The 11,648-nt window shown below is 67.7% G+C and carries 10 protein-coding genes and 1 pseudogene; 10 read left to right on the top strand and 1 reads right to left on the bottom strand.

Annotated elements, in window-relative coordinates; all coding sequences use genetic code 11:
• The first annotated feature begins 2 nt into the window (after positions 1-2).
• From AC4OXY_RS01780 to AC4OXY_RS01755, 6 genes are all read left to right on the top strand, one after another.
• A complete protein-coding gene (locus AC4OXY_RS01780) occupies positions 3-1,652 on the top strand; it encodes a glycoside hydrolase family 27 protein (protein WP_376289568.1) in 1,650 nt (549 codons plus the stop codon).
• A 125-nt stretch (positions 1,653-1,777) separates the two neighbouring features.
• On the top strand, positions 1,778-2,395 hold the full coding sequence (locus AC4OXY_RS01775) for an arabinofuranosidase catalytic domain-containing protein (protein WP_491994764.1): 618 nt from the start codon (positions 1,778-1,780) through the stop codon (positions 2,393-2,395).
• On the top strand, positions 2,356-2,646 hold the full coding sequence (locus AC4OXY_RS01770) for an RICIN domain-containing protein (protein WP_491992954.1): 291 nt from the start codon (positions 2,356-2,358) through the stop codon (positions 2,644-2,646). Before AC4OXY_RS01775 ends, AC4OXY_RS01770 begins: the two co-directional genes overlap by 40 nt.
• 52 nt (positions 2,647-2,698) lie before the next feature.
• On the top strand, positions 2,699-4,681 hold the full coding sequence (locus AC4OXY_RS01765; RefSeq protein WP_491992953.1) for an alpha-L-fucosidase: 1,983 nt from the start codon (positions 2,699-2,701) through the stop codon (positions 4,679-4,681).
• Between the two features lie 75 nt (positions 4,682-4,756).
• A complete protein-coding gene (locus AC4OXY_RS01760; RefSeq protein ID WP_491994763.1) occupies positions 4,757-6,067 on the top strand; it encodes a ricin-type beta-trefoil lectin domain protein in 1,311 nt (436 codons plus the stop codon).
• 821 nt (positions 6,068-6,888) lie between these two features.
• Complete coding sequence (locus AC4OXY_RS01755; RefSeq protein WP_362823597.1) at positions 6,889-7,689, top strand: FkbM family methyltransferase; 801 nt, start codon at positions 6,889-6,891, stop codon at positions 7,687-7,689.
• 301 nt (positions 7,690-7,990) lie between these two features.
• On the opposite strand, the gene AC4OXY_RS01750 is transcribed toward AC4OXY_RS01755, so the two are convergent.
• Positions 7,991-8,929: an alpha/beta fold hydrolase gene (locus AC4OXY_RS01750; protein WP_491992952.1), complete on the bottom strand. Its 939-nt coding sequence runs from the start codon at positions 8,927-8,929 to the stop codon at positions 7,991-7,993.
• A 48-nt stretch (positions 8,930-8,977) separates the two neighbouring features.
• Here AC4OXY_RS01750 and AC4OXY_RS01745 point away from each other — a divergent pair, with 48 nt between their 5' ends.
• The 4 genes and pseudogenes from AC4OXY_RS01745 (at position 8,978) to AC4OXY_RS01730 (ending at position 11,627) form a co-directional block, all read left to right on the top strand.
• On the top strand, positions 8,978-9,265 hold the full coding sequence (locus AC4OXY_RS01745; RefSeq protein WP_491992951.1) for a Tn3 family transposase: 288 nt from the start codon (positions 8,978-8,980) through the stop codon (positions 9,263-9,265).
• Positions 9,238-9,588: pseudogene (locus AC4OXY_RS01740) on the top strand (ATP-binding protein); the annotation flags it as partial. The gene AC4OXY_RS01745 and the pseudogene AC4OXY_RS01740, both read left to right, overlap by 28 nt.
• 153 nt (positions 9,589-9,741) lie before the next feature.
• Positions 9,742-10,191 (top strand): NUDIX domain-containing protein, encoded by a 450-nt coding sequence (locus AC4OXY_RS01735; protein WP_376289556.1) that lies wholly within the window; start codon positions 9,742-9,744, stop codon positions 10,189-10,191.
• 545 nt (positions 10,192-10,736) lie between these two features.
• Complete coding sequence (locus tag AC4OXY_RS01730; RefSeq protein WP_356024783.1) at positions 10,737-11,627, top strand: S41 family peptidase; 891 nt, start codon at positions 10,737-10,739, stop codon at positions 11,625-11,627.
• Positions 11,628-11,648: the final 21 nt, after the last annotated feature.

Below are 11,648 nucleotides of genomic sequence, written 5' to 3'. Positions count from 1 at the left end.
TTATGCCAACGACCACTAGGACAGCCAGGCGCCTTCGGCCGCTGCCTTCACTGCTGTCCCTGCGTAGAATCCTGGCACTCACCTTCTCGGCCGCGCTGCTCATGGTGGCCGCCCCCCTGCTCTCGCTCGGTGCGGCGCATCCCGCCGCAGCGCTCGGCAACGGGCTCGCGGCGACCCCGCAGATGGGCTTCAACGACTGGAACGCGTACGGCTGCAACGTCTCCGAGTCGCTGATCAAGTCCACCGCTCAGGCGATGCACACCAACGGCATGCAGGCGGCGGGATACTCGTACGTCAACATCGACGACTGCTGGCTGACCCACAGCCGCGACTCCGGCGGCCACCTGGTGCCGGACCCGGCCAAGTTCCCCGACGGCATCAAGGGCACCGCGGACTACGTGCACTCGCTGGGGCTGAAGCTCGGGATCTACGAGGACGCGGGCACCGCGACCTGCGCGGGATACCCGGGCAGCCTGGGGCACGAGACCACGGACGCGCAGTCGTTCGCGTCGTGGGGCGTGGACTACCTGAAGTACGACAACTGCAACAACACCGGTGCACCGGCGCAGACCCGGTACACCGCGATGCGGGACGCCCTGGCGGCCACCGGCCGGCCGATCCTGTTCAGCCTGTGCAACTGGGGCCAGGAGAACGTGTGGACCTGGGGCGCGGGCGTGGGCAACAGCTGGCGCACCACCGGGGACATCACCCCCACGTACTCCAGCATGCTGTCGATCTTCCACAGCAACGTGGGACTGGCCTCCTACGCGGGCCCCGGACACTGGAACGACCCGGACATGCTGGAGGTCGGCAACGGCTCGCTGACGGCGACCGAGAGCCACAGCGAGTTCAGTCTGTGGGCGGAGATGGCCGCGCCGCTGATCGCGGGCACCAACATAGCCTCGGCCAGTGCGGACACCTTGTCCACGCTGACCAACTCCCGGGTGATCGCGGTCGACCAGGACCCCCTCGGCAGACAAGGGACCATGGTGGCGTCCTCGGGCGGCCTGGACGTGCTGGCCAAGCCGCTGGCGGGCGGGGACGTGTCGGTGGCGCTGTTCAACGAGACGGACTCGACGGCAACCATCACCACCACCGCGGCCGCGATCGGGAAGACCGGGGCGTCCACCTACACCCTGACCGACCTGTGGTCGGGCGCGTCCTCGACCACCTCCGGCACGATCAGCGCCTCGGTACCGGCGCACGGCACGGTGCTGTACCGGGTCGCGGGCGGCACGAGCGGCGGCGGCACCAGCGCGACCGGTGAGCTGCACGCGGTGGGTGCGGGCAAGTGCCTGGACGTACCGAACTCCACCACGACCGCGGGTACCCAGGCGGAGATCTGGAGCTGCAACGGCGGCGCGAACCAGACCTGGACGCATACCGCCTCCGAGCAGCTCACCGTCTACTCCGGCAGCGGCCAGATGTGCCTGGACGCCTACGACAACCAGACCACCCCGGGGACGAAGGTGGAGATCTGGCCGTGCAACGGCCAACCCAACCAGCAGTGGTCGCTCAACGCCAACGGCACGATCACCGGAGTCCAGTCCGGCCTGTGCCTGGACGTCACCGGAGGGGCCACGGCTGACGGAACCCCCGCCCAGTTGTGGACCTGCAACGGCGGCAGCAACCAGCGGTGGACGCTGGGATGACTCACACCTCCCCCCGGCCACCGGCAGATTCGGTACCGCCGCGCGGCGACACCGCCACAGCACAGGTCTCCTCACCCGGAGCAGCAAGCGCTCGCCGACGAAGGCGAAGCCCGGCCGTGCTCCTGATGGCCCTGGCCGCGTCGGGCACCCCGACGTTCGCCACTTCCTCGCGAACCAGCACGCCCTCTGCGGTCCGAACGGCGCAGGTCTACGCCTTCGCAGTCGGCGCGTCGCTGCCCTGTGACATCCATGCCGCGGGTTGTACGCCGTGCGCGACGGCGCACTCCACGACCAGGGCGCTCTTCGCGTCGTACAACGGGCCGCTCTACCAGATCCGGCGGGCCTCCGACCACGGTTACCGCGACATCGGAGTGCTCGGCGCGGGCGGATACGCCGGCGCCTCGTCCCAGGTGTCGTTCGGCGCGGGCACGCCGTGCACGATCACGAAGATCTACGACCAGACCGCCAGGCACAACGACCTGCCCATCTCCTGGGGCGGCTGCTGGAAGGGCCCCGGACCGGGCGGACCCGACGTCGGAGCGGACGCCATGGCCCTGCCGGTGACCGCGGCCGGCCACCATGTCTTCGGCATCAAGGTCACCCCCGGCGTCGGCTACCGGCTCGACCACGCGAGCGCAGTGGCCACCGGCGCCCAGCCCGTGGACATCTACATGCTGACGTCGTCGAACTACACCAGCCAGTGGTGCTGCTTCGACTACGGCAGAGCGCCTCCCACGAGCTGACCGTCTCCTCCGGCGGCAGCCGCCTGTGTCTGGACGCCTCAGGACAGGGCGCCAGCCCCGGCACCAAGGTCGTCACCTGGACCTGCAACGGCCAACCCAACCAGCAGTGGACGCTCAACGCCAACGGCACCGTCACCAACACCCAGTCCGGTCTGTGCCTGGACGCCACTGGCGCGGGAACGGCCAACGGCACCCCTGTGGAGCTGTGGACCTGCCACGGCGGCAGCAACCAGAAGTGGACGCGCAACTGATCCGGTGACGGCCGAGATTACCCACCCCGTGGACGACGCTGAGAGGCTCCGCATGACTTCCTCCTCCCTCCCGATCAGCCGGCGCCGGCTGCTGGCGGCGACCGGCGCGGCCACGGCCTTCGGCATGCTGCGGTTCGCTCCCGCGGCCGCCGCGACCGACGGCCCGGCGAACTACACCGCGAGCTGGTCCTCCGTGGACCAGCACCCTCCCGCCCCGGCCTGGTTCCAGGACGCCAAGTTCGGCATCTACTACCACTGGGGCGTCTTCAGCGTCCCCGCGTTCGGCAACGAGTGGTATCCGCGCAACATGTACATCAGCGGCTCGGCCGAGAACCAGCACCACATCGCCACCTACGGCGACCCCTCGGTATGGCCGTACAACAACTTCATCGACGGAGCCAGCGACAAGGCCGGCAACCACGTGCAGTTCGCGCCCAAGCTCGCATCCCGGGGCGGCAACTGGGACCCGAACGCCTGGGCGCAGCTGTTCAAGGCCGCGGGCGCGAGGTTCGCCGGCCCGGTCGCCGAGCACCACGACGGCTTCTCCATGTGGAACAGCCGTTCCAACCCGTGGAACTCCGCTCGGCGCGGTCCCATGCTCGACCTCGTGGGGCTGCATGCGCAGGCCATCCGCGGGCAGGGGCTGAAGTTCATGGCTTCCCTCCACCACGCCTACCACTTCAACGGCTACTACGACCACGTGCCGAACCAGTCGGACCCGACACTGCGCGTCCTCTTCGGCCAGCAGGGCCCGGCCGCCGAGAACCAGCTCTGGTACGACAAGCTGGTCGAGGTCGTCGACGGCTACCAACCGGACCTGATCTGGCAGGACTTCGACCTCAACCTGGTGCAGGAATCGGACCGACTCCAGTTCCTCGTGGACTACTACAACCGGGCCGTCTCCTGGAACAAGGACGTCGTCGCCACCTACAAGGACGGATTCGACAACAAGGGCGAGGTCTTCGACTTCGAGCGCGGCGGCCCGGCAGGACTGCTCACCCCCTACTGGCTGACCGACGACAGCATCTCCTCCTCCAGCTGGTGCTACACGGTGGGCATCGGCTACTACTCCACCCAGGCACTGCTCCACTCACTGATCGACCGGGTCAGCAAGGGCGGCACCATGCTGCTGAACATCGCCCCGATGGCCGACGGCACCATCCCTTCCGGACAGCAGTCCATCCTGCTCGGCATGGGCGACTGGCTCGGCCGCTTCGGAGAGGCGGTTTACGGCACCCGTTCCTGGACGAGTTACGGCGAGGGCCCCACCAAGATGGGGGGAGGCGCGTTCAGCGGACCGGTGGCCGGCAAACCGCAGGACATCCGGTTCACCCGAAGCCAGGACAACAAGGTCCTCTACGTCACCGCGCTGGGCTGGCAGGGCGGCACCATGACCGTCACCACGCTGAGCTCGAACCAGATCAACCTCAGCAGCCTGACCGGCGTCCGACTGCTCGACAACGCCGCCGGCACCTACGTCGATCTGCCCGCACCGACCCAGGACGCCACCGGCCTGCACCTGGCCATGCCCTCGCCGAACCCGCCGTTCGACGCCCTGGCGTACACGGTCAAGCTGACCTTCTCCGGTGAGATTCCCGTCCTGGGCGCACCGGGCGGCTCCATGACCTGGGTGAAGATCGCCAACGTGACCAGTGGACTGGTGCTCGACAGCGGAGGCGGCGTCGCCTCCGGCTCCACCCTCAAGCAGTGGAACTACGACGGCAGCGCCAACCTGCAATGGCAGCTGATCGACCTCGGCAACGGCTACTACCGCATCATGAACCGCACCAACGGCATGGCCGCCGACAGCTGGGGCAACTCCGCCAACGGCGCCCCCGCCCGGCAGGCGGCCTGGAACGGCGGCACCAACCAGCAGTGGTCGCTGAGCAGCCTCGGCGGCAACCGCTACCGGATCGTCAACCGGGCCACCGGCACCGCGCTCGACGGCAGCGGCAGCACCGCGGCGGGCTCGACGGCGGTGATGTGGACTCCGAACTCCAGCACCAACAACGAGTGGACGATCACCGGTGTGTGACCCCCCGGCGACAGACGCTCCGTCCCCATTCCTCAACCAGGGAAGAAGGAGTGCATGAAACGCAATCCGCTCTTGATGTCCATCGCGGCCGCGATACTTCTCGTCCTGTCAGCTGCGGGCACCTCGTCCAGCAGCGGCCTCGGCGCGCCCGTGCCGGCCATCACCGGCGCGGCCGGGGCGACCGCCGGCTGTGGCAGGGCTCCAACGCTGACAAGCGGCACCCACACGATCCAGAGCGGCGGCCAGACACGCAGTTACATCCTGCGGGTCCCCGCCGGCTACGACATCAACCATCCCTATCGGCTGGTCTTCGGTTTCCACTGGCGGGGCGGGACCGCCAACGACGTCGACTCGGGCGGAACGGACGGGTACAACTGGTCCTACTACGGCCTGCGGCGCCTGGCGGACAACGCGAACAACGGCACGATCTTCGTCGCCCCCCAGGGCAACGGCAACGGCTGGGCCAACCCCGGCGGCCAGGACGTCGCCTTCGTCGACGCCATGGTCAGCCAGATCGAAGCAGGTCTGTGCGTCGACACCACGCAGTTGTTCTCCGCCGGCTTCAGCTACGGCGGTGCGATGTCCTACGCCCTCGCCTGCTCCCGGGCGACGGTCTTCCGCGCTGTCGCGGTGTACTCCGGCGCGAACCTCAGTGGGTGCAACGGCGGCAATCAGCCCATCGCCTACATGGGTCTGCACGGCATCAGGGACAACGTGCTGCCCATCTCGTCGGGACGGGAACTGCGCAACACTTTCGTCCGGGCGAACGGCTGCACCGCGCAGAACCCGCCCGAGCCGGCGTACGGAAGCCTGACGCACTTCATCACCAGCTACTCAGGATGCAAGTCCGGATACCCCGTGGTCTGGGCCGCGTTCGACGGAGCGGGCCACGACCCCGGTCCGATCGACGGATCCACCGGTGACGGCTGGCGCACCTGGACGTCGGCAGCCGTGTGGCAGTTCTTCACACAGTTCGGCTCGAACCAGCCGCCGCCCTCCGGCAACCAGGAGATCGTCGGCCGGCAGTCGGGGCGCTGCCTCGACATCAACAACTCCACGACGGCCAACGGCACGCAGGCACAACTGTGGGACTGCAACGGCGGCTCCAACCAACGGTGGACCTACGCCGCCGCGAAGCAGCTGATGGGCTACGGCAACAAGTGCCTGGGCGTCGGCCAGTCCGCGGGCAACGGCACCCCCGCGGCGATCTGGGACTGCACCGGGCAGTCGGACCAGCAATGGAACGTCAATCCCGACGGCACGATCACCGCAGCGCAGTCGGGGCTCTGCCTGGACGCCAACGCCCAGGGGACCGCGAACGGTACGAAAGTCCAGCTGTGGAGTTGCACGGGCGGTGCGAACCAGCACTGGCGCCTGGAGAACTGACACGCCGGGGCCAGGCAGGGCACCACGCCCGCCTGGCCCCGCAGACCCCGACCAATGCCGAGCCGGACGGACCCGCGCAGCCCCCCCGCGCTGCTGACGGGAAACGTCGCGGCATCCGGGCTATCAAAATGTCGTGGGAACAGCCCGTCTGTCTGCCTGCCTGGCGGCAGCGGCACACGCTGTGTCGGTGGGCGACTGCGCATTCGCTCTGCTGGGCTTCGACCGGGACGACTTTCGCATCGACTTCGACCGGGCATCGTTCGTGGCGGCCGGGGCGGGGGCCACGTCCGTGATCATGTGGGCAATTCGCGGCATGTGCCGTTACTGCCCCGTGAGGGTGCCCGAGGGCGGGGAGTGTGACGCCGGTGGTGTGATGGGTGCAGTAGTGGGCTGTGTTGGTGGACGGTAGTGTCGCCGCGGATGCGGCCGGTGCGCCAGAGAAGACGCCGACGATGGCTATGGCCACGGCTGAGGCAGCAAGACGTGCGCGCAAAGGAACTCCCTTTGAGCAGACCAAGCACAGGGTGGCTTTATCGGGATATGAGTTGCCTCGTGCACGTGCCACCACGCCGTCGCCCCGCAGACTCCGAATCCGGCACCGACATGTGTCAACGTCTCGTTCTTCCGCAGGTGTGCGAGAAGCAGCAGGACCAGGAGAGGTGCTCGACCAACTCGTGCGGGACGCCGAGCATGGAGGGATACGGAAAGCCCCCGGCCGTCGGCGTGCTGAGTGGGATCTCCACGCCCACGACTCAGAGGCGCGGCTGGAGTGATGCGTGCGGGCTGGATTGTTGGCTCCAACCCTGATACATGACCTTGTCATGGCCATGAATGTGATGGAGCTGCATAGTATCAATCGTTGGGAGGCGTCCTTCCTGCGCGAGGAGGTGGGCGGCTACTTCACCCACGGCGTCGAGTGCATGCCCGGCGCGACGGTGCTCGACGTGGGCGCCAACATCGGTGTGTTTTCAGCGGCCGTCTATGAGCGGTCGGACGGGGACGTGCGGATCTACGCCTTCGAGCCGGTGCCGCCACTGCATGCGATACTCGAACGCAATGCTCGTGAATTCTTCAACGGACGTCTGACCGTGCTCCCTTACGGCCTGGCGTCCCGTGACGACGAGCTCGATTTCAGCTACGTTCCGGCCGCCACGATCTTCTCGTCCTCCTCGCGGGATCAGGGGAACATCGAGGCAGAGCGTCGGCGGGTCACCGCCAGCGTTGTCGAAATGATCCGCCGGGGCGGCCTGGGGCCGGTCCTGCGCCGCGTACCCGTTCCCGTCCTCACTCTTCTCGTCAGCCGCAAGCTGCGGGTGATGCGGCGGCTTGAGACGCACCGGGTGAAGGTCAGGCCCTTGTCATCGGTGCTCGACGAGCAGGGCATTGACCATATCGACCTGCTGAAGGTCGATGTGGAAGGCGCCGAACTCGATGTACTCAGAGGCATCGAGGAGCGGCATTGGCCGTTGGTCCGCCAGGCCGTCGTCGAGGTGGAGCGCTGGCAGCAGAACCGCGACACAGTCCGCGAGGTCTTCCTCACGCAAGGCTTCACTGTCAGCACCGAGCAGGACCCGGTGCAGCAGGCCGGCGACATCGGCATGGTGTTCGCGGTCAGGCCCTGACCACGCGCAGCCCGGCACTCGATTGCGAACTCCAGACCGGTGGCGGTCATCCCCCCTGCGGGGCTCGCAAAGTCATTGGTGCACGTGGGAGGCTGCGTGTGAGACGCCTGGGCGGTGACTGGGATGCTGCATCCGTGATCGTCGCGATGCCGTACGGGGCCGCCCGGGCGTTGCTGTCCGTGCCTCGGTCCTGCTGCGCCGGGACACGGCGAAGGACGCCGAACTGCTGGTGCTGTGGCACGAGAACGTGCTGCTGCCACGGCAACTCGCCGGTCCGGTCCGGCACGAGCCTGAGCACCGGTCAGGAACCCACTCGCTTGACCATGTCCTCGATCGCGTTGATGACTACATCCGGCCGGTCAATGGGGATGTCGTGTGAGCTGTGCTGTGCCACGACGAGGTGGCGGTCGGGTGCGGTGCTGACGAACTCCTGCTGGGCCTGCTTCCACAGCTGTGCGTCGACGGGCGAGGTCGTGAAAGGGGTCTGGGAGGAGACGATCGCGATGGCAGGAACGCTCTGAGGCCAGCTGAGTTTGTGGTACGCGATGTGCACGGGGCCATAGTTCTCGGCCTCGGCGAGGAGTTGGCGCGTCGCCCTGGTCTGCGGCTGGTTTTTCAGCGCCGCGATCCGCTGCTGGTTCGCCGCTACGATCTTGGCCGTCTCGCTGTCGGTGTAGAACTCGGGCAGGCTCGCGTCCACCAGTACCGCGCCGGAGATCCAGTGCGGGTGTTCGTTGACGAAGTACGTGGCGATCTCTCCGGCGAGCGAGTGGGAGACCAGAACCACGTTCTTGGTGACGCCCAGTTGGGTCAGCCCGGCCGCGAGGTCGGACGCGGCGTTCTGTGCCTTCCACGGCCCCGGAACGTCGCTGCTCCTGCCTTCCCCTGAGCGGTCGTAGGTGATGACCTCGGACCCTGTCCGCTGCGCTATGACGGGCGCCACCTTCTTCCAGTACGACGCGTCGAGTCCTCCTCCGGCGTCGAGGACGACGGCCGGCAGGCGGCCGGGGGTGACATAGAACGCCAGCTTATGCCCGCCGTTGGTGATCATGTGGAGGGATGGCTGGGCGCCCGTTGTGGAGGCTGAGGCTGGGGTAGTCGGGGACGTTGTTGCGGCGGGGTGTGCGGCTGCCCGGGCGGGGCCGTCGCAGGCGGCGAGTCCGCAGGCGGCGAGCGTGACGCCGGCCAGGGCGGCGGCGGTGCTTCGCAGACGCCGCAGGCGTGTAGTGGGGTTGGCCACGGAAGTTCCTTCCATGAAGGACAAGGAGAGCAGGGGCCGTTCGGGGCGATGGTCGGTCACCTCGGTCCGCCGAAGGCTTTCTTGCGGGTCCTAGCCTTCATCCGGCACGTGGCTGGCCGCGACGGTGCATGCCCCCGAGGCTGGGGGGTGCCAGCCCTACCTCAGGGCCTGCGGGAATCACCCGGTACGAATGAGGCCGATGGGTGGACCGTCACGGCTTTGCCGGAGGCCGTCTACATCATCGAGGGCCTGCTGAAGAACGCTTCCGAGGTGCGGCCGGGCACGATCCACGTTGATACGCAAGGGCAGTCGAAGCCGCCGACGAGAAACAGCTGACCAAGACCATCGCCCGTTACGGGCGGGTCGACCTGCTCTGCATCGACGAACTGGGCTACCTCGAACTCGACCGCCGTGGAGCCGAGATGCTGTTCCAGGTTCTGACCGAGCGGGAGGAAAAGAACAGTGTGGCCATCGCTTCGAACGAATCCCTCGGAGGCTGGACCAAGACATTCACCGACCCCCTGCTCTACGCGGGCATCGTCGACCGGCTCACCTTCAACGGCACCATCATCGAGACCGGCACCGAGTCCTACCGCCTTGCCAAGACCAAAGCCAAGCAGCAGGCCGGAGTGCGTACTCAAGAGCAGCGAGGAAGGTAGGTGTGCCCCCAGCCACGAGAGTTCCACCGTCATACCGGCGAACCCGGCGAGGCAAGGACTCGACAGCCCCTCCAACAACGCCGGACTCCGGCACAATTGGCGAGCCCCCCATGCGGGTCACCAACCCGCCCAGGCCCGGCCCGAGGGATCCACATGATCGAGTGCGTCCGCGCGGTCCTGCTCACTCCCGCCGACAGGCTGCTGCTGATCCGCCGCACCTGGCCCGGCGGCATCCCCTACTGGACCCTGCCCGGCGGCCACGTCGAGCCCGACGACCTGGACCTGCGCGCAGCACTGACCCGCGAGGTCTGCGAAGAGACTGGTGGCACCCCGGATATCCTCGGCCGTCTGCTGACCTTCGACGATACCCACCAACGCGACCACGTCTACCTTGCCCGGATCACCAGCTGGTCGGAATGCAGCCGAACCGGGCCGGAGATCGGCGACCCTGACCACGGCACCTACCAGCTCGACGAAATCCCCCACACCTCCGCAGCCCTGCACACCCTCCCGTTGCTCCCCGAGGCTGTCGCATCATTTCTGCAACGGACGGCTGCAACCAGAGAGGACCTCACCATCCTTGCCAACCCGACGGCACCGTGAGGACCCTTGACGCCCGTCCGCCGGCCACTGGGGCCAACTGACGCCGGAACTCAGGGCCATCCGAGACCGGATCAGCTCTCCCAGTCCGCTGCCCGTAGGGCCATCTCAGGCCGGAAAGTGGGGCCGGTTCAGACCGTTGACGCCACAGGAATCACTTGCCCACGGCCCAACCGTCCATCTGACGCCGCTCGATGAGCGGCGGCTGCTTCGTCGTGGCGCGGTCCGGGCCGGGAGATGTTCCGCCCGGCCCGCGCTGCGCAACCCCGAGAAACTCCGTCCCAGTCGGATACCGTGTCGGCGGCTTCGAGCCGCTGGGCAGGCAACTGGCCCGAGCCGCGGTCGGTGCCACTGGCCTGGCCGCGATCGGGTGCGCTGAGGGTCCCGAGGGCGTTGAGATTTTAGAGGTCGTGCAGGCAGGCGGTGTGGATGAGGCGGGCGGGATTCGCCGAGTCGTCGACAGCGTCCCGTGCTGAGTGGTCGCATCGCCAAGAAGCGGCCGTGAAATCCATTGGGCGCCCGTTCGACTTCGACCTACCATCGCGCGCATGACGACTCATCACGACATACTCGAAGCCGCGCTGGCCCGGATCACCGCCGGTTACGTGTTCCCCGAGAAGACGGCTGCCATCGACGCGGCGATCCGGCGTCGGCTGGACGAAGGCGCATATCGGGACCTGGACGTGCAGGAGCTCTGCGAGCGAGTCACGGTCGACCTCCAGAATGTCTGTCCGGACAAGCATTTGCGGTTGTTGTGGGCCGAGGAGCCGCAGTCGATGGACGAGGAGCCGGAGGACGTTGCTCGCGCCCGTTTCGCGCAGTACGCAAGGGAGAGCAACTACGGCATCCGGCGGGTGGAGCAGCTCGACGACAACATCGGCTACCTCGACCTGCGCATGATCGCCCCCGCCGATCTGGGTGGTCCCGCAATCGCTGCTGCCATGCAACTGCTCGCAACCAGCGAGGCATTGGTCATCGACCTGCGGCAGTGTCGGGGCGGCTCACCGGAAGGCGTGCAGTTGTGGTGCAGCTACTTCTTCGCTGACGACGGGGTGCACCTGAGCGACATCTACGAGCGGGCCACTGACTTGACCCGTCAGTACTGGACCCTCGGGCACCTCGCCGCACCGCGTTACCTCGACCGCCCGGTCACCGTGCTGACCAGCGACCTCACCTTCTCCGGCGGAGAAGAGCTGGCGTACAACCTGAAGGTGCTGGGGCGCGCCACCTTGATCGGCCAGACCACCCGCGGTGGCGCCCACCCCACGGACCGTATTCCGGTCGCCCCGCACGTCACCGTGACCGTTCCCGCCGCCCGCTCGATCAACCCGGTCACCGGCACCAACTGGGAAGGCGTCGGTGTCGAGCCCGACCTGGCCGTCGCGGCCGGGGACGCGCTGAAAGCGGCGCTGGAGCACCTGCGCACGCGGATCGGCTGAGCAGCGTCCGACGCTTCACAG

It is taken from the genome of Streptomyces sp. HUAS MG56, assembly GCF_058673395.1.
Note: the sequence above shows the minus strand (reverse complement) of the source record. Positions and strands in the feature narration are given on the sequence as shown.

Coding starts and splice junctions, on each gene's coding strand:
- AC4OXY_RS01780 (WP_376289568.1), top strand. CDS start 3: ATGCCAACGACCACTAGGACAGCCAGGCGCCTTCGGCCGCTGCCTTCA.
- AC4OXY_RS01775 (WP_491994764.1), top strand. CDS start 1,778: ATGGCCCTGGCCGCGTCGGGCACCCCGACGTTCGCCACTTCCTCGCGA.
- AC4OXY_RS01765 (WP_491992953.1), top strand. CDS start 2,699: ATGACTTCCTCCTCCCTCCCGATCAGCCGGCGCCGGCTGCTGGCGGCG.
- AC4OXY_RS01760 (WP_491994763.1), top strand. CDS start 4,757: ATGTCCATCGCGGCCGCGATACTTCTCGTCCTGTCAGCTGCGGGCACC.
- AC4OXY_RS01755 (WP_362823597.1), top strand. CDS start 6,889: ATGGCCATGAATGTGATGGAGCTGCATAGTATCAATCGTTGGGAGGCG.
- AC4OXY_RS01745 (WP_491992951.1), top strand. CDS start 8,978: ATGGTCGGTCACCTCGGTCCGCCGAAGGCTTTCTTGCGGGTCCTAGCC.
- AC4OXY_RS01735 (WP_376289556.1), top strand. CDS start 9,742: ATGATCGAGTGCGTCCGCGCGGTCCTGCTCACTCCCGCCGACAGGCTG.
- AC4OXY_RS01730 (WP_356024783.1), top strand. CDS start 10,737: ATGACGACTCATCACGACATACTCGAAGCCGCGCTGGCCCGGATCACC.